The following is a 17154-nucleotide window of genomic DNA, read 5'->3' on the forward strand; positions in this document are numbered from 1 at the left end:
AGAGCAGCCGATGAAGGTCCTGGTCACCGGCAGTTCCGGCCATCTCGGCGAGGCACTAGTCCGCAGCTTGCGGGACCGGGGGCATGAGACGACCGGCCTCGATGTGCTGCCGGGGCCGTTCACGGCACAGGTCGGCTCGGTCGCCGATCGCGACCTCGTGCGGCAGGCCATGGCCGGGGTGCAGGCGGTGCTGCACGCCGCCACGCTGCACAAGCCGCATGTCGCCACCCACGCCCGGCAGGATTTCGTCGACACCAACATCACCGGCACGCTGAACCTGCTGGAGGCCGCGGCGGCGGCCGGCATCGGCGCCTTCGTCTTCACCAGCACCACCAGCGTGTTCGGCGATGCCCTGGTGCCGCCCGCGGAGGCCCCGGCCGCCTGGGTAACCGAGGCGGTGGTGCCAGTGCCGAAGAACATCTACGGCGTCACCAAGGCCGCGGCCGAGGATCTGTGCCAGCTGGCCCACCGCAACCAGGGCCTGCCCTGCCTGGTGCTGCGGACCTCGCGCTTCTTCCCCGAGGCGGATGACGACGGGGCCAAGCGCGCGGCCTATGCCGACGACAACCTCAAGGCCAACGAATACCTGTTCCGGCGGGTCGACATCGAGGATGTGGTCGAGGCCCATCTGCTGGCGCTGGAGAAGGCTCGGGCGATCGGCTTCGGCCGCTACATCGTCAGCGCCACCACGCCGTTCCGGCCGGAGGACCTAGCGGAGCTGCGGCGCGATGCGCCGGCGGTGCTGCGGCGACGCGTCCCCAGCGCCGAGGCCGAATATGCGGGCCGCGGCTGGCGGATGCTGCCGGGCATCGACCGGGTCTATGTCAACGACCGGGCCCGCGCCGAGCTGGGCTGGCAGCCGCGCCACGACTTCGCGGCCGTGATCGACCGGCTGCGGTCGGGCGGCGGGCTGTGGAGCCCGCTGGCCCGGCTGGTCGGGTCGAAGGGCTACCACGCCGAGACCTTCACCGAAGGGCCCTACCCGGTCGGCTGAACGGCACCCCGCGGCCGCCCTCGGCGACCAACACGCATTCTCCGTATTGCAATACATAATATTTTATACAAAACTGGCCCATGCCGGCTCGTCGTGGGGAGAGCATGCAGGGATTCGTTCACATCACACCGGCGATCTGGGTCCGGGATGGGGACCGGTCGCCGATCTGCCTGGGCGATGCCGACGACCTGGCCGACTGGCTGGGCCGGACATGCGGGTCGCTGATGCGGAGCCCGACCGTCGGCGACCGCCAGATCCAGGAGCTGGAGGACTTGCTGGCCCGGGTCGAGCGCGTGATCGACGCCGGCGATCCGTATCTGCCGGCCGAGCTTCGCCGCGACATCGTGGCCACCGTCGCCCGGCTGAACGGGATGTCCGTCGCCGCGGCCGTGCCCGACAGCGACAGGCCGGCACCCGGCGCGCCGGCCGACCGGCGCCTCCATATCCTGCCGTCGCCGGCCCGCCAGTTGCGGCGGAACTAGCCCGGATATCCGGGCTACACCCGCACAGCCCGGGCCGAGGCCGCGGTCGCGACCAGCAGCGCCGCCACGATCCCGAGCGCGGCCGGCAGGCCGAGATGGTCGGCGATGAAGCCGATCGCCGCCGGGCCGGCCAGGATGCCGCAATAGCCGAGGGTGGCGATGGTCGAGATCGCCAGCCCGGGCGCCATGCCCGGCACCCGGCCGGCGGCGCTGAACAGCACCGGCACGACATTGGCGGCGCCGATCCCAACCAGGGCGAAGCCGATCAGCGCGGCCGCCGGCCAGGGCACCAGGATCGCCAGCAGGAAGCCGGCCGCCGCGAGGGCGGAGCCGAGCCGGACCACCGCCTCGCCGCCGAAGCGGCTGGTGATGCCATCGCCGGCCAGCCGCATCACCGCCATCGCCACCGCGAACATGGCGTAGCCGAGCCCGGCCACGGCCGGGTCCTGGCCGCGGGCCTCGTGCAGGAACACGGCGCTCCAGTCCAGCACCGCGCCTTCGGCCTGGAACAGCACGAAGGTCAGCAGGCCGAGCACCAGCACGAGGCCGCGCGGCAGGGTGAAGCGCATCCCGGTCTGGGTGGGCCTGGGCTCCGGCGGCAGCATCGACCCGGCCTGGGCGACCAGCAGCGCCAGCATCAGGCCGCTGACCACCAGGGCGACGGTCAGGGGCGACAGGCCGAGGCCGAGCATGAGGCTGGCGCCACCGGCGCCGATCAGCCCACCGACGCTGAACATGCCGTGGAAGGAGGACATCAGCGGCCGGCCGCCGCGCGCCTCGACCGCCGCGGCCTGGACGTTCATGGCCACGTCCATCGACCCGGTGGCGGCGCCGAACAGGAACAGGGCGAGGCCCAGCATCAGGGCGTCCGGCGCCAGGATGATCAGCGGCAGCGACAGGCAGATCACCAGCCCGCCCAGCGCCGTGATCACCCGGCTGCTGAAGCGGGCGGCGAGAAAACCCGCCAGCGGCATCGCCACCATCGCCCCGGCGCCCATGCCGAGCAAGGCGAGGCCCAGCACGCCGTCGTCGATGCCGAGCCGGGCCTTGGCCAGCGGCACCTGCGGCGCCCAGCTGGCGGTGACGGTGCCGCAGATCAGGAACATGGCGCGGGTGGCGAGGCGCGCGCCGCGAAGATCGGCGGTCGCGGTCGTTCCCTCGGCGAAACTGGTCATGACGGCTCCGGTCAGGCGAGAATCAGGGTGAGGCCGGCCTGGCGATAGGCGGCGAGGAGGGCGGCGTCGGCCGACCGTTCGGTAATCAACGCGTCCAGCCGCCCGACCGGCAGGATCGGGAACGGGGCGGCGGTGCCCAGCTTGTCGGCGGTGACGGCGGCGGCGACCCGGCCGGCGCATCCGGCCATGCGACGCTTCACCAGCGCCTCCTCATGGTCCATGCCGCCGAGCCCGGCCTCGACATCGAGGCTGCAGACGCCGAGCAGGCAGAGATCGGCGCGCAGCCCGTCGAGCGCGGCCAGCACCGAGGTGCCGACGGTGGCCTGGTCGGCCTTGTCGACCCGGCCGCCGAGCAGGACGACCTCGACCGCCGGATGCCGGGTCAGGGCCAGCGCCGCCGGCAGGTTCGGGGTGACGATGGTGGCGCGCAGGTCGGGCGGCAGCGCCTCGGCCACCGCCAGCATGGTGGTGCCGCCGTCGAGCAGCACCACCTCGCCCGGCCGGATCAGCCCGGCCGCCACCCGGCCGAGCGCGGCCTTGGCCTCCGGCCGCTCGGTCGCGCGGGTGGCGAAGGTGCCGGTGGCGGGGGTCAGCGGCAGCGCCCCGCCATGGACGCGGCGCACCGCCCCGGCCCGCGCGAGGTCGTTGAGGTCGCGCCGGATCGTGTCCTCGGACACGCCGAGCACGGCGCTGGCCGCGGTGGCCATGATCTTGCCGTCGAGGGCAAGCAGGTCGAGGAGGCGGCGGCGCCGTTCCTCCGGCAGCAGGATGTCGGTCATGGGCTTTGCCTGGTTTTGCCTGATCATGCACGATCATGCAGAAACACGCAACAGCGGGCGGCGAACTTTCTCCGGCCCGGCGCCTGCCCTCTTCTGCACAACGGCGGATTGGGGAAAGAACTCCCACGAGTTCGGTCGAGCGCGAATCAAATATATAAAGATATCTTTATGCTTGTGGCCGACGGGCCCTGCTGCTACACCCTGCAGCAATTCCGCTTTGCCTCGAGGAGCCTTCGATGCCCGACGCCGCCACCTTCACCGACTACAAGGTCAAGGATCTCAGCCTCGCTAATTGGGGCCGCAAGGAAATCGCGATCGCCGAGACCGAGATGCCCGGCCTGATGGCGCTGCGGGCGGAGTTCGGCGCGTCGCAGCCGCTGAAGGGCGCCCGCATCGTCGGCTGCCTGCACATGACCATCCAGACCGCGGTGCTGATCGAGACGCTGACGGCGCTGGGCGCCACCGTGCGCTGGTCGTCCTGCAACATCTTCTCGACCCAGGACCAGGCCGCCGCGGCGATCGCCGCCGCCGGCATCCCGGTCTTCGCCTGGAAGGGCGAGACCGAGGAGGAGTTCTGGTGGTGCATCGAGCAGACGCTGCGCGGCCCGGGCGGCTGGACCCCGAACATGATCCTGGACGATGGCGGCGACGTCACCCAGATCATGCACGACAAGTATCCGGAGATGCTGGCCGAGGTCCGCGGCCTGTCCGAGGAGACGACCACGGGCGTGCACCGCCTGTATGAGATGATGAAGAAGGGCACCCTCAAGGTCCCCGCCATCAACGTCAACGACAGCGTCACCAAGTCGAAGTTCGACAACCTGTATGGCTGCCGCGAGAGCCTGGTCGACGGCATCAAGCGCGCCACCGACGTGATGATGGCGGGCAAGATCGCGGTCGTCGCCGGCTATGGCGACGTCGGCAAGGGCTCGGCCGCCTCGCTGCGCAGCCAGGGCGCCCGGGTCATGGTCACCGAGATCGACCCGATCAACGCCCTGCAGGCGGCGATGGAAGGCTACCAGGTCGTGACCATGGACGAGGCGGCGTCGGTCGGCGACATCTTCGTCACCGCGACCGGCAATGTCGACGTCATCACGCTCGACCACATGCGGGCGATGAAGGACCGCGCCATCGTCTGCAACATCGGCCACTTCGACAGCGAGATCCAGATCGACGGCCTCCGCAACTACAAGTGGGAGGAGGTCAAGCCGCAGGTCGACGAGGTGATGTTCCCGGACGGCAAGCGCCTGATCGTCCTGGCCCAGGGCCGGCTGGTCAACCTGGGCTGCGGCACCGGCCACCCCAGCTTCGTGATGTCGGCCAGCTTCACCAACCAGGTGCTGGCGCAGATCGAGCTGTGGCAGAACCATGCCAATTACGAGCGCAAGGTCTACGTCCTGCCGAAGCATCTCGACGAGAAGGTCGCGGCGCTGCACCTCGACAAGATCGGCGCCAAGCTGACCCAGCTGACGCCGAAGCAGGCCGACTACATCGGCGTGCCGACGCAGGGCCCGTACAAGCCCGACCACTACCGCTACTGATCACCCCCTCCGGGGTCCGACCGAGACAAGCCCCCGCCTTCCGGCGGGGGCTTTTTCGTGCGTGCGCGACGGGCGGCCGAAGATCCCCAGTTTCAACATATTTGGAACAAATCCCGGCCCTTCCGCTGCATATACTTTCGGGCTCTTGGAAATTCTAAAACTTTATTCCCAGCCAGCGAGACAACCATGACGATATTCACAGGCACCAGCGGCGATGACAGCCTGCCGGCGGTCGGCCAGGACAACAGCGGCAACGACACCTTCTACGGCCTGGCCGGGGCCGATTATATCAATGCCGGCATCGGCGACGACATCGCCTATGGCGGCTCCGAGGTCGACTTCATCGATGGCGGTGGCGGCGACGACTATCTCGACGGCGGCACCGGCGCCGACACCCTGATCGGCAATTTCGGCGACGACACCTATATCGTCGACAACGCCGGCGACACGGTCACCGAATACTCGGCCATGGACGGCACCGACACGATCTATTCCAGCGTCTCCTACACCCTGCCGCAATATGTCGAGCGGCTGATCCTGACCGGCGGTTTCAACCTGAGCGGGACCGGCGGCGCCGGCGCCGACACCATCATCGGCAATTCCGGCGCCAACACCCTGACCGGCAACGCCGGGGCCGATTTCCTGTCCGGCGGCGACGGCAACGACGTGCTGCGCGGAGGCGCCGGCATGGACGTCCTCGACGGCGGCAACGGCATCGACGCGGTCACCTACACCGAGAACGAGGTGGCCGTGACCGTGAACCTGGCCACCGGCGTCGGCAGCGGCGGCAGCGCCCAGGGCGACAGCTACAGCAGCATCGAGAACGTCAACGGCAGCACCGCCGACGACACCATCATCGGCAACGCGGCCGCCAATGTGCTGAACGGCTGGGCCGGCAAGGACACCCTCACCGGCGGCGGCGGGGCAGATACCTTCGCCTTCTCCCAGACCAATCACAGCGCGGTCGGCGCCAATGCCGATGTGATCACCGATTTCAGCCACGCCCAGGGCGACAAGATCGACCTGTCGGCGATCGACGCCGACACGACGGTGGCGGGCAACCAGGCCTTCACCTTCATCGGCACCGGCCTCTACAACGGCGACGCGGGAGAGTTGCGCTACACGTCCAACGGCGCCGTCACCACCATCGCCGGCGACGTGAACGGCGACGGCGTCTCGGACTTCCACATCCAGCTGACCGGCTCCATCGGCCTGGTGGCCGCCGACTTCGTGCTCTAGCCGAGCAGCCCGTCAGTCGGTCGTCGGGATGCCGTCGAAGTCGCTCTCGACCGACAGGTCGCTCTGATCGGCGCAGGTGAAGCGGGCAGAGCCGGCGAGCGGGTCCAGGCCGGTCAAGGTCAGGGTGCCGCTCGCCGCCTGGTCGCAGCCGTCGATCGAGCCGTCGCCGGCCTCCAGGCTGAAGGAGACGCCGTAACCGGTCGCCGACTTGTCGGCCGCGACCGCCTGGGAGAACGGCTTCAGGTCGTGCGCGCCGAGCGCCGCGTCCTTCGGCAGGGCGACCACCACGGCGCCGACCGGCATCATCTGCTTGGTGCCGTGGACGTCGCGCTCCTGCTCCAGATACAGCAGCAGCAGCCGGCTGCCCGCGGCCTGGCGCTTGGCCGAGCCGGTGCCGGTGATGGTGGCGTTGACCGGCGCGCCGACCTTGGTGCTGACCCGGCCGGGGCCGGCCGAGGCCGCGGCCGGCTCGGACGGCACCACCTGGTTCGGGTCGACCGGCACCGCGTCGAAGGTCAGCGACAGCGTCGCCTCTGACGAATCGCGGCAGGTGAAGTTCAGCGTGCCGGCGAAGGGCGAGACGGCCGAGATCTCGACCGTGCCCTGCGGCACCAGCCGGCAGTCGCGCACCCGCGACCCGTCCGCGCCGATGGCAAGGTAGAGCGCGCCGGCGGCCTTGCCGTCCTTGTCGTGGCGGGCCGAATCGTAACTGCCGACCGGAAGATCGCCCGGCGCGACATCGGCCGGCAGCAGCAGCTGGATCTGGCGGGCGCGGATCACACCCTCGCCGGTCGCGGTCATGCCGAGGACGAAACGGCCGCGATCGTCCTTCACCACGGCCGCGAAGCCTTCGATCGCCTCGGTCTCTCCGCCGGTGCCCGCGACCGTGCCGCGGAAGGTGCCGAGGGTCTGGTCGGCCGCCGCCGCGGGCAGGGCCGGCAGCAGGATCAAGAGAGCGAAGGCGAGGCGGCGCAGCATGGGTCTCATTCCGGTGGTCCGGCCGCACCCTACACGCTGCGGCCCCGCCGCGCCTCCCCGCCATCGCGTCGCAGGCCGTCAGGCGGAGAGATGCACCTCCAGCGCCGCCAGGGCCTCCGGCATGTCGGCGCGGCCGAAGCCGATGCGGAAGCGGTCCGCCGGCACCGGGCCGAGGGCGGAGCGGTAGACCCGCGCCGGCAGCAGCAGCACGCCGGAGCGCTCGACCAGGTCATCGGCGAAGGCATCCACCCCCTCGCCGCCGAGATAGCGCGGGAAGGCGATGCAGCCGCCCGCGGGCACCTGCCACTCAAAGCGGTTGGCGTGGCGGGCGAAGAAGGCGTCGAGCAGCGGCAGGTTCTTGGCGACCAGGGCCCGGCTGCGCGCCATCAGCCGGTCGCGCGCGCCGATCGCGATCTCGGCCAGCGCCTCGCTCGGCGCCGGGGCGCACAGCGTGGTGTAGTCCTTCTGCCGCACGATCCGGCGCAGCAGCTCGCGGTCGCGACATGCGACCCAGCCGAGGCGCAACCCCGGCAGGCCATAGGTCTTGGACAGCACCCCGACCGACAGAGCGCGCTCGTAGAGCTCGGCCGCCGGCGGCAGGCGCTCCTCCTCGCGCCGCTCCAGCCCGCGATAGACCTCGTCCGACAGGATCCAGATCCCGCGCGACCGCGCGAGGTCGATGATCGCGTCGAACACCGGGCGCGGCGGCAGGTAGCCGGTCGGGTTGTGCGGCAGGTTCAGGATGATGGCTTTGGTGTTCGGCCGCAGCGCCGCCGCGATCCGGTCCGGGTCGAGCGACCAGCCGTGTTCGGACTCCGGAGCCGGGTCGAGCGGCACGCCGGTGACGGCGCAGATGCTGGCGGCCACCGCCTCGAGCGACTGGTAGTTCGGGATCAACGTCACCGCATGGTCGTCCGGGCCGAGGAGGGCCCGCACCGACTGGAAGATCGCCTCCCCCGCCCCGACCGTGACTGCCACGTCGTCGGCCTCCAGCCCGGCATACATCCCGGCGATGGCGGCCCGCAGCGTCGGCGCCCCGGCGGTCTCGGTGTAGCCGAGCCACAGCCGGTCCCAGGCCTCACGCTGCTGCGGCGTGCCGAGGGCCAGGAGATCGGTCAGCGTCAGCGACTCCATGTCGGAGGCACAGAGATTGTGGCGGGCGGTGAACTCCCAGCGCGCGAAATAGGCTTCGAGCGCGAATTCGGGCAAGGACATCGGTGTCTCCTCAGGCGGCGGCGCGGCCGGAGGGTGGCACGGAGATTGATATTGCTCCACGCCGGAATTGTTCGGGACAATGTTCCGATTGTATCGATCCTCCGGCCGCGCCACTGTGCGGCCATGACGCCCGAGCTGCTCTCCTCTTTCACCCTGTTCGCCTTCGTCACCTCGATCACGCCGGGGCCGAACAACATCATGCTGACCGCCTCCGGCCTCAGCTTCGGCTTTCGCCGGACGGTGCCGCACATGGTCGGCATCGCCGTCGGCTTCACCGTGATGGTGGCGGCGGTCGGGCTGGGGCTGGGCGCCGCCTTCGCCGCCTGGCCGCTGCTGTACGAGCTGCTGAAATACGGCGGCGCCGCCTATCTGCTCTACCTCGCCTGGAAGATCGCGCGGTCGGGGCCGATCTCGGCCGGCGGCGAGGCCGGGCGCCCGATGACCTTCCTGGAGGCCGCGGCGTTCCAATGGATCAATCCCAAGGCTTGGGTTATGGCGGTGGGCGCCATCGCCACCTACACGCCGCAGGCAGGATTCCTGGGCAATTTGGCCATCGTCACCGTGGTGTTCGGGCTGGTGAACCTGCCCAGCGTCGGGTGCTGGGCCCTGTTCGGCACGGCGCTGCGCCGGGTGCTGCACGCCCCCGCCGCGGTCCGCGCCTTCAACCTCGGCATGGCCCTGCTGCTGGTCGCCTCGCTGTACCCGATCGCGGCCGACCTGCTGGGCTGAGGCCTACGCCCCCGGCACCCCGGACGTCGTCGAATACTCGAAATGCAGCACCTCGCCCGGATGGGCGAGCGGGTGGATGGCATGGGCGGCCGAGGCGGCCTCGGCGAAGCCGGTCAGGATCAGCTTCAGCTTGTGCGGATAGGTGGCGATGTCGCCGACGGCGAAGATGCCGGGCACGCTGGTCGCCGCCGTCGCCTGGTCGATGGCGATGTGGCTCTTGTCCAGCGCCAGGCCCCAGTCCGCGATCGGGCCGAGATTCATCGACAGGCCGAAGAAGGGCAGCAGCACGTCGGCGTCGAGCCGCCGCACCTCGCCGTCCAGCGTCGCCACGGTGACGGCGGAGAGCTGGCCGCCCGCCCCCTCCAGCCCGTGCAGCTGGTAGGGGGTGACCAGCTCGATCTTTCCGGCCTCGGCCAAGGCATGCAGCCTGGCGACGCTGTCCGGCGCGCCGCGGAACTTGTCGCGCCGGTGCACCACCATGACCTTGGCGGCGATGTCGGCCAGCAGGATCGACCAGTCGAGCGCGCTGTCGCCGCCGCCGGCCACCACCACCCGCTTGCCGCGCAGCGCCTCCTTCCGCGTCACCATGTAAAACACCGAGCGGTTCTCATAGGCCTCGATCCCGGCCAGCGGCGGCCGGTTCGGGCCGAAGGCGCCGACCCCCGCGGCGACGATCACCGCCGCGGCGTCGATCTCAGTGCCGGTGCTGGTGCCGACCAGCCACCGGCCGTCCGGCTGCCGCGCCAGCGTCTCGACCCGCTGGCAGAGATGATAGACTGGGTCGAAGGGCGCGGCCTGGGCCACCAGCCTATCGATCAGTTCCGCCGCCTCGATCCGCAGCTGGCCGGGGATGTCGTAGATCGGCTTTTCCGGATAGAGCGCGGCGCATTGCCCGCCCTGGACGTCGAGCACGTCGACGACATGGCACTTCATCTTCAGCATGCCGCATTCGAACACCGCGAACAGCCCGACCGGGCCGGCCCCGATGATGGCGACGTCGGTGCGGTGCAGCATGGTGGTCCTCCGGGCTCCAGGCCCCGATGGGATAGCCGGTTCCGTGGCCCGGCGCATCATCGCGATGCGACGCGGGGTGACGCAATGGGCCCCATTATGCGAACAATCGGCCGATGTTCCGATTCACCCTCGACCTGCCGGACGAAGCCGCGACCGCAGCCCTGGCGGCGCGGCTGGCGGCGCGGCTGCAGCCCGGCGATATCGTACTGCTGGCCGGGGATCTCGGCGCCGGCAAGTCCTTCCTGGCGCGGGCCCTGATCCGCGCCGCTTCGGGCGAGCCGGAGCTGGAGGTGCCGAGCCCGACCTTCACCCTGGTCCAGTCCTACGACCTGCCGGCGGGCGAGCTGTGGCATTTCGACCTGTACCGGCTGGCGGCGCCGGAGGAGGTGCTGGAGCTCGGCTGGGACGAGGCGCGGCTGGGCATCTGCCTGGTGGAATGGCCGGACCGGCTGGGCCCGCTGGTGCCGACCGACCGGCTGAAGATCGAGCTGGCCCATGGCGAGGCCGACGGCCGCATCGCCACGATCATCGGCCTGGGCGGCCGCGGCGCGGCCCTGGCCCGGGCCCTGCGCGAGGGGCCGTGACCCCGCGGGTCTATACGATCGGGGCCGGCGGCGGCATTGCCGATGCGCTGGCCCGCGGCCTGCTGGCCCAAGCCGCGGGCGACCCGCTGGCGCTGGGCGCCATGACCGTGCTGCTGCCGGGCCGACGGGCCGGCACCACCCTGCGCGACGCCTTCCTGCGCGCAGCAGAGGGCAAACCCCTGCTGCTGCCGCGGCTGCTGCCGGTCGGCGACATCGATGCCGACGCGCTGGGCCTGGCCGCCGGCGAGACCCCGGCGGTGGCCGAGGCGCTGGATCTGCCGCCGGCCATTCAGCCAAGGCAGCGGCAGATCCTGCTGGCCCGGCTGGTCCTGGCCCGGAAGGACCAGGAGGTCGGCGCCGACCAAGCAATGCATCTGGCGGCGGCGCTGGCCCGGCTGCTGGACGAGGTGCAGGCCGAGGGGCTGGGCTTCGACCGGCTGGACGGGCTGGTGCCGACGGAGCTGGCCGAGCATTGGCAGGAAACGCTGCGCTTCCTCGGCATCGTCACCACCGCCTGGCCCGAGGTGCTGAAGGACCTCGACGCCCTCGACCCGGCCGAATGGCGCACCCGGCTGACCTGCGCCCAGGCCGAGGCCTGGTCGGAATCGGCGCCGGCCGACCCGGTGATCGCCGCCGGCCTGCTGGGCACCAACCCGGCCGAGATCGAATTGCTGCGCGTGGTCGCGTCGCTGCCGCAGGGTGCGCTGGTGCTGCCCGGGCTGGACCGCTTCATGGATGGCGAGAGCTGGGACCAGCTCGATGACGGCCACCCGCAGCAGCCGCTGAAGCGCATGCTCGAAGGGCTGGGCGTCGACCGGACAGCGGTCGCCGACTGGCCGACGCCGCCGGCCGGCGGTCCCGACCGCACCGTGCTGCTGCGCGAGGTGATGCGGCCGGCCGCCACCACCGATGCCTGGCGCAGCCCCGCCGGGCTGGAGGCCGCGGCGCTGGCCGGCCTGGCCCGGATCGACTGCGCCACGGCGCAGGAGGAGGCTGGCGTCATCGCCCTGCTGCTGCGCGAGGTGCTGGAGACGCCCGGCCGCACCGGGGCGCTGGTGACGCCGGACCGGGACCTGGCCCGCCGGGTGGCGGCCCATCTCACACGTTGGCAAGTTGCGGTCGATGATTCGGCCGGCCGGCCCTTGGCCGACACCCCGGTCGGCGCCTATCTGCGGCTGGTCGCCGACGTCGCCTTCCGCGACGCCTCGCCGCTGTCGGTGCTGGCCCTGCTGAAGCACCCGCTGGCGGCCGGCGGCGGGCCGATCGGCCTGTTCCGCGAGGCGCTGCGGCGGCTGGAGCGACAGGTGCTGCGCGGCCCGGCGCCCGAGCCGGGCATCGCCGGCCTGAAAGCGGCGCTGGCCGCCAGTGGCGCCGGGCCGGCGCTCGCCGCCTGGCTGGACAAGGTCGGCGACATCCTCGGCCCCTTCGTCGCCGCGGTGGGCGAAGAGACCCAGTCACCGGCCGAGCTGTTGCGCCTGCATATCACCTGCGCCGAGGCGCTGGCCGAGACCGATGCCGAGTCCGGCCCCGCCCGGCTGTGGCGGGCCGAGGACGGCGACGCGGCACAGGCCCTGGCCGAGGAGCTGCTGACCGGCTTCGACGGCTTTCCCACGATCCCCGGCCAGGACTGGCCCGGCCTGTTCGAGGCGATGATGGACGGGGCCGTGGTGCGGCCACGCTGGGGCCGGCACCCGCGGCTGGCGATCCTGGGCCCGGTCGAGGCCCGCATGGCCCGGTTCGACCGCATCGTGCTGGGCGGGCTGAACGAGGGCACCTGGCCGTCCGCGCCGGCCGCCGACCCCTGGCTGTCGCGGCCGATGCGGCGGCAATTCGGCCTGCCGGCGCCGGAGCGGCGCATCGGCCTGGCCGCCAACGACTTCGCCCAGGCCGCCGCAGGGGCCGAGGTTTTCTTGACCCGGGCGGAGAAGGTGGAGGGCACGCCGACGGTGCCGTCGCGCTGGTTGCTGCGGCTGCAGGCGGTGCTGGACGGCGCCGGCCTGGCCCTGGCGCCGCCGCAGCGCGACTGGCGCGCTTTGGCCCGGCACATCGACGAGCCCGACGCCGTGCGGCCGGTGGCGCCGCCCAAGCCCAAGCCCCCGGTCGCCGCCCGGCCGCGGCGCCTGTCGGTGACCCAGATCTCGGTCTGGATGCAGGACCCCTACGCCATCTACGCCCGGATGGTGCTGGGGCTGGAGCCGCTGGACCCGATCGAGGCTGAGCCGGGCGCGGCCGAGCGCGGCACCGCGATCCACGACGCCCTGGCCGCCTTCCTGCAAGCCCATCCCGAGACGCTGCCGCCCGATGCCCTCGACCGGCTGCTGGCGCTGGGCCGGGCCGAGTTCGCCAAGCTGCCGCCGGGGCCGGACATCCGCACCTTCTGGTGGCCCCGCTTCGCTCGCATCGCCGCCTGGTTCGTGGAGGCCGAGGCGCAGCTGCGCGCGGCCGGGCGGCGGGCGATCCTGACCGAGCAGAAGGGGCTGGTCACCCTGGCCGCCCCGGCCGGTGCCTTCGCCTTGTCCGGCGTCGCCGACCGCATCGACCAGGGGCCGGACGGGTTGGTGGTGGTCGACTACAAGACCGGCGTGGTGCCGTCGAACGAGCAGATCCTGGCCGGGCACCAGCCGCAGCTGCCGCTGGAGGCGATGATGATCCGCGACGGCGGCTTCCCCGGCGTGCCCTCGGGCGTGCCGGTGGCCGGGCTGGAGCATTGGCGCCTGTCCGGCGCCGCGACCGCCGGCGAAATCAAGCCGGTGAAACCGGCCGAGGGCGACCTCGCCGCCCTGGCCGAACAGGCGCTGGCCGGGCTGCTGGGCCTGGTCGGCCGTTTCGACCTGCCGGAGACGCCCTATCTGTCGCAACCGCGCGGCCTGGCGCCGCGCTTCTCCGACTATGCCCATCTGGCCCGGGTCAAGGAATGGTCGGCGGGGGACGGCGAGGGATGAGCGCGATCCGCCCCGATCCGACGGCGACGCAGCGCCGCGCCTCCGACCCCGGGCACTCCGTCTGGGTCGGCGCCTCGGCCGGCACCGGCAAGACCAAGGTGCTGACCGACCGGGTGCTGCGGCTGATGCTGGCCGGCACGCCGCCCGACCGCATCCTGTGCATCACCTTCACCCGCGCCGCCGCGGCCGAGATGGCGAACCGCATCGCCGCCACCCTGGCGCGCTGGGCCACCATGCCGGACGACAAGCTCCAGCTCGCCCTGGCCGACCTGGTGGGGGCGCCGCCCGCCACCAAGGTCCAGACCGAGGCGCGGCGGTTGTTCGCCCGGGTGCTGGACGTGCCCGGCGGGATGCGGATCCAGACCGTGCACAGCTTCTGCCAGTCGCTGCTGCGCCGTTTCCCGGTCGAGGCCGGGCTGCCGCCGCAATTCGAGCTGATCGACGACCGCAGCGCCGCCGAGATGCTGGAGCGGGTGCGCCGCCAGGTGCTGGAGGATGAAAGCCTGGGCTGGGCGGTCGACCGGGTGGCGGCGTCGGTCGGCGCCGACGAGTTCGGCGAGATCGTGCGCGCCCTGGTGGCCGAGCGCGGCCAGCTGACCCGCCTGCTGGACGAGCATGGCGGGCTGGAGGCCCTGGTGGCGGAGATCCGCCGGGCACTCGAGCTGCCCGAGGGCGCCACCGCCGACAGCCTGCTGCGGGACGCCTGTGCCGATTCGGCGCTGAACTGCGATGCCGTGCGCGCCGCCGCCTATGCGCTTCTCGACAGCGACAAGAAAAGTGACCAGGACCGCGGCACCGCCATCGCCAACTGGCTGGAGGACCCGGACGGCCGGGCCGGCCGGTGGGCCGAATACCTCCGCGGCTTCCTGACCAAGGAAGGCACGATCTACAAGACGCTGGCCACCCGGTCCGTGGCCGCGGTCGCCGGCGTGCTGGAGGCACTGCAGGCGGAGGCGGAGCGGATCCTGGCGCTGACCGAGCGGCTGCGCGCCGCCGAGACTGCCGACGCCACCGCGGCGCTGCTGGCCCTGGGCGCGGCGCTGATCGAGCGCTACCGGGCCGACAAGGCGCGGCGCGCCCTGCTCGACTATGACGACCTGATCCTGCAGGCCGGCGACCTGCTGGAGCGGCCCGGGAAATCGGCCTGGGTGCTGTTCAAGCTGGATGGCGGCATCGACCACGTGCTGATCGACGAGGCGCAGGACACCAGCCCGGAGCAGTGGCGGGTGGTCGAGGCCCTGACCGGGGAGTTCTTCGCCGGGCTCGGCGCCCGCGAGGATGTCGACCGCACCGTCTTCGTCGTCGGCGACGAGAAGCAGTCGATCTTCAGCTTCCAGGGCGCCGACCCGGCCGAGTTCGCCCGGGTGCACGGCCTGTTCGACCGTCGCAGCCGCGAGGCCGAGCGGCCCTTCCATACCATCCCGCTGGAAACCTCGTTCCGCTCGGTCGCCGCGGTGCTGGAGCTGGTCGATGCCGTCTTCGCCCGCGACCCGGCGCTGGATGGGGTGGCGCCGGAGCCGCCGCGTCATTTCGTGTCGGAGGGCCGGCGGCTGCATGGCGGGCTGGTCGAGCTGTGGCCGCCCCTGGGCCCGAGCGAGAGCGACGAGCCGCCGGCCTGGGAGCCGCCGACCGAGCAGCGCGGCATCAGCGACCCCGGCGCAAGGCTGGCGAAGCTGATCGCGGCGCGGATCGCCGGCTGGCTGCGCGACGGCACGATCCTCGAATCGAAGGGCCGGCCGATCCGGCCCGGCGATGTGCTGATCCTGGTGCGCACCCGCAACCGCTTCTTCGTCGAGCTGATGCGGGCCTTGAAGGCGGCCAATGTCCCGGTCGGCGGCATGGACCGGATGGTGCTGACCGAGCAGCTGGCGGTGATGGACCTGATGGCGCTGGCCCGCTTCCTGCTGCTGCCGGAGGACGATCTGTCCCTGGCCGAGCTGCTGAAGGGCCCGCTGGTCGGCTTCGACGACGACCGGCTGTTCGCCCTGGCCCATGGCCGGCGCGGCACGCTGTGGGGGGCGATGGCGGCATCGCCCGACCCGGCGGTGAAGCCGGCGCGGAGCTGGCTGTCGGAGATCCTGGACCGGGTCGACTTCCAGGCGCCGTTCGAGCTGTTCTCCGGCGTGCTGGCCCAGCCCTGCCCGGGCGATGTGATCTCCGGCCGCCGCGCCATGCTGGGCCGGCTGGGGCCCGAGGCGGAGGACCCGCTGGACGAATTCCTGTCGCTGGCGCTGGGCTTCGAGCGGCAGTTGCCGCCGTCGCTGCAGCGCTTCCTGCACTGGCTGGAGACCGGCGAGACCGAGGTCAAGCGCGAGCAGGAGCAGGGCGGCGGTCAGGTGCGGATCATGACCGTGCACGGGTCGAAGGGCCTGCAGGCGCCAATCGTGATCCTGCCCGACCTGGTCGGCATGCCCAGTCGCAGCGCCCGGGCCGGGGAGAAGATCCTGTGGCCGGACGAGGCCTTGCCGGTGCCGCTGTGGGCGCCGCGCGCGGCCAGCCGGCCGCCCGCCTATCGCGAGGCGATGGAGCGCGCCGACCGCCGCCGCGCCCAGGAGTATCGCCGGCTGCTGTATGTCGCCCTGACTCGGGCCGAGGACCGGCTGTATCTGCTGGGCCACTACGCCACCGAGCGCGGCAAGCCGGCCGATGGCTGCTGGTACCATCTGGTCCGCGACGGGCTGGCGACGCTGGCCGATGCCGCGACGGTATCGATCGACGGCGTCGAGGGCGAAGGTTTGCGCCTGCACCGCCCGCAGGCCGACCGGCCTGCTGGTCCCGAAGCCGTCGCCCCGCTGGCCGGGGCCGAGGTGCCGGCGCCGGACTGGCTGCACCGGCCGCCGCCGCCGGAGCCGGACCCGACCCGGCCGCTGACCCCGTCGCGGCCCGAGGCCGAGCCGCCGGCCCGGTCGCCGCTGGAGGGCAGCGACCAGGGCCGGTTCCGCCGCGGTGCCCTGATCCATGCGCTGCTGCAGGCCCTGCCCGAGCTGCCGACGGGGGCGCGCGAGGCGGCGGCGCGGCGCTATTTGGCCCGGCCGCAGCATGGCCGCGACGAGGCCGAGCAGGCGGAGATCGTGGCCACGACCCTGGCGGTGCTGGACCAGCCGGGCTTCGAAGCGTTGTTCGGCCCTGGCAGCAGGGCCGAGGTGCCGGTGGTCGGCCTGGTCGAGGGCCGGGCCCTGTCCGGCCAGATCGACCGGCTGGTGGTGACTCCCGATTCGGTGCTGGTGGTCGACTACAAGACCAACCGGCCGCCGCCGGTCAGCATCGAGGCGGTGCCGCGCGCCTATCTGGTGCAGATGGCCGCCTATCGCGCCGCGCTGCGGCTGGTTTATCCAGGCCGGACAGTGCGCTGCGCGCTGTTGTGGACCGAGGGACCGAGGCTGATGGAACTCCCGCCCGCGACGCTGGACCGGCATGCCCCCGGCGCATCGGCTTGACCTTGTTCCGTTCTCGTCCCTACCCTATCTCCACGTGGTGAGGTG

The 17154-nt window shown here is 72.0% G+C and carries 13 protein-coding genes; 8 read left to right on the plus strand and 5 right to left on the minus strand.

What is annotated here, in order from left to right; all coding sequences use genetic code 11:
• Positions 1–10 precede the first annotated feature (10 nt).
• Complete coding sequence (locus FFK22_RS13290; RefSeq protein ID WP_138887949.1) at positions 11–994, plus strand: NAD(P)-dependent oxidoreductase; 984 nt, start codon at positions 11–13, stop codon at positions 992–994.
• A gap of 104 nt (positions 995–1098) precedes the next feature.
• Entirely contained in the window at positions 1099–1476 is a 378-nt protein-coding gene (locus FFK22_RS13295) for a hypothetical protein (protein WP_138887950.1), read from the plus strand.
• A gap of 14 nt (positions 1477–1490) precedes the next feature.
• Here the strand turns inward: FFK22_RS13295 and FFK22_RS13300 are convergent, their stop codons facing one another.
• On the minus strand, positions 1491–2651 hold the full coding sequence (locus FFK22_RS13300) for an MFS transporter (protein ID WP_138887951.1): 1161 nt from the start codon (positions 2649–2651) through the stop codon (positions 1491–1493).
• An 11-nt stretch (positions 2652–2662) separates the two neighbouring features.
• Complete coding sequence (locus FFK22_RS13305) at positions 2663–3430, minus strand: DeoR/GlpR family DNA-binding transcription regulator (RefSeq protein WP_138887952.1); 768 nt, start codon at positions 3428–3430, stop codon at positions 2663–2665.
• A gap of 236 nt (positions 3431–3666) precedes the next feature.
• Between FFK22_RS13305 and ahcY the strand changes: the two genes are divergently transcribed.
• A complete protein-coding gene (gene ahcY / locus FFK22_RS13310; RefSeq protein WP_138887953.1) occupies positions 3667–4971 on the plus strand; it encodes an adenosylhomocysteinase in 1305 nt (434 codons plus the stop codon).
• Between the two features lie 186 nt (positions 4972–5157).
• Positions 5158–6210 (plus strand): calcium-binding protein, encoded by a 1053-nt coding sequence (locus tag FFK22_RS13315; protein ID WP_138887954.1) that lies wholly within the window; start codon positions 5158–5160, stop codon positions 6208–6210.
• A gap of 12 nt (positions 6211–6222) precedes the next feature.
• Here FFK22_RS13315 and FFK22_RS13320 read toward each other — a convergent pair whose 3' ends face one another.
• Together FFK22_RS13320 and FFK22_RS13325 are read right to left on the minus strand one after the other, a co-directional pair.
• Positions 6223–7188, minus strand: a complete 966-nt coding sequence (locus FFK22_RS13320) for a hypothetical protein (protein ID WP_138887955.1) — start codon at positions 7186–7188, stop codon at positions 6223–6225.
• A gap of 78 nt (positions 7189–7266) precedes the next feature.
• Positions 7267–8403, minus strand: a complete 1137-nt coding sequence (locus tag FFK22_RS13325) for an aminotransferase class I/II-fold pyridoxal phosphate-dependent enzyme (RefSeq protein WP_138887956.1) — start codon at positions 8401–8403, stop codon at positions 7267–7269.
• A 123-nt stretch (positions 8404–8526) separates the two neighbouring features.
• On the opposite strand from FFK22_RS13325, the gene FFK22_RS13330 reads away from it, so the two are divergent.
• Positions 8527–9132 (plus strand): LysE family translocator, encoded by a 606-nt coding sequence (locus tag FFK22_RS13330; RefSeq protein WP_138887957.1) that lies wholly within the window; start codon positions 8527–8529, stop codon positions 9130–9132.
• A 3-nt stretch (positions 9133–9135) separates the two neighbouring features.
• On the opposite strand, the gene FFK22_RS13335 is transcribed toward FFK22_RS13330, so the two are convergent.
• Positions 9136–10146, minus strand: coding sequence for an NAD(P)/FAD-dependent oxidoreductase (locus FFK22_RS13335; RefSeq protein WP_221938572.1), 1011 nt, complete (start codon positions 10144–10146; stop codon positions 9136–9138).
• Positions 10147–10259: 113 nt separating this feature from the next.
• Between FFK22_RS13335 and tsaE the strand changes: the two genes are divergently transcribed.
• The 3 genes from tsaE to addA are packed head-to-tail and all read left to right on the plus strand — an operon-like array spanning position 10260 to position 17109.
• Positions 10260–10730 carry a tRNA (adenosine(37)-N6)-threonylcarbamoyltransferase complex ATPase subunit type 1 TsaE gene (gene tsaE / locus FFK22_RS13340; RefSeq protein WP_138887959.1) on the plus strand — a complete coding sequence of 157 codons (471 nt, stop codon included), beginning with the start codon at positions 10260–10262 and terminating at the stop codon, positions 10728–10730.
• Complete coding sequence (gene addB / locus FFK22_RS13345) at positions 10727–13672, plus strand: double-strand break repair protein AddB (RefSeq protein ID WP_138887960.1); 2946 nt, start codon at positions 10727–10729, stop codon at positions 13670–13672. Before tsaE ends, addB begins: the two co-directional genes overlap by 4 nt.
• Positions 13669–17109 carry a double-strand break repair helicase AddA gene (gene addA / locus FFK22_RS13350; protein ID WP_138887961.1) on the plus strand — a complete coding sequence of 1147 codons (3441 nt, stop codon included), beginning with the start codon at positions 13669–13671 and terminating at the stop codon, positions 17107–17109. The genes addB and addA overlap by 4 nt, the downstream gene beginning before the upstream one ends.
• The last annotated feature ends 45 nt before the right edge of the window (positions 17110–17154 follow it).

Origin of the sequence: Mycobacterium sp. KBS0706 (genome assembly GCF_005938675.2) — a bacterium.
In the GTDB taxonomy this organism is placed as follows: Bacteria; Pseudomonadota; Alphaproteobacteria; order DSM-16000; family Inquilinaceae; genus Inquilinus.

What these genes read in the sequence shown, in the direction of transcription:
- FFK22_RS13315 (WP_138887954.1), top strand. Translation starts at nt 5,158, where the DNA reads ATGACGATATTCACAGGCACCAGCGGCGATGACAGCCTGCCGGCGGTC.
- FFK22_RS13335 (WP_221938572.1), bottom strand. Translation starts at nt 10,146, where the DNA reads ATGCTGCACCGCACCGACGTCGCCATCATCGGGGCCGGCCCGGTCGGG.
- tsaE (WP_138887959.1), top strand. Translation starts at nt 10,260, where the DNA reads ATGTTCCGATTCACCCTCGACCTGCCGGACGAAGCCGCGACCGCAGCC.
- FFK22_RS13295 (WP_138887950.1), top strand. Translation starts at nt 1,099, where the DNA reads ATGCAGGGATTCGTTCACATCACACCGGCGATCTGGGTCCGGGATGGG.
- ahcY (WP_138887953.1), top strand. Translation starts at nt 3,667, where the DNA reads ATGCCCGACGCCGCCACCTTCACCGACTACAAGGTCAAGGATCTCAGC.
- FFK22_RS13305 (WP_138887952.1), bottom strand. Translation starts at nt 3,430, where the DNA reads ATGACCGACATCCTGCTGCCGGAGGAACGGCGCCGCCGCCTCCTCGAC.
- FFK22_RS13300 (WP_138887951.1), bottom strand. Translation starts at nt 2,651, where the DNA reads ATGACCAGTTTCGCCGAGGGAACGACCGCGACCGCCGATCTTCGCGGC.
- FFK22_RS13325 (WP_138887956.1), bottom strand. Translation starts at nt 8,403, where the DNA reads ATGTCCTTGCCCGAATTCGCGCTCGAAGCCTATTTCGCGCGCTGGGAG.
- FFK22_RS13330 (WP_138887957.1), top strand. Translation starts at nt 8,527, where the DNA reads ATGACGCCCGAGCTGCTCTCCTCTTTCACCCTGTTCGCCTTCGTCACC.
- FFK22_RS13320 (WP_138887955.1), bottom strand. Translation starts at nt 7,188, where the DNA reads ATGCTGCGCCGCCTCGCCTTCGCTCTCTTGATCCTGCTGCCGGCCCTG.
- addA (WP_138887961.1), top strand. Translation starts at nt 13,669, where the DNA reads ATGAGCGCGATCCGCCCCGATCCGACGGCGACGCAGCGCCGCGCCTCC.
- FFK22_RS13290 (WP_138887949.1), top strand. Translation starts at nt 11, where the DNA reads ATGAAGGTCCTGGTCACCGGCAGTTCCGGCCATCTCGGCGAGGCACTA.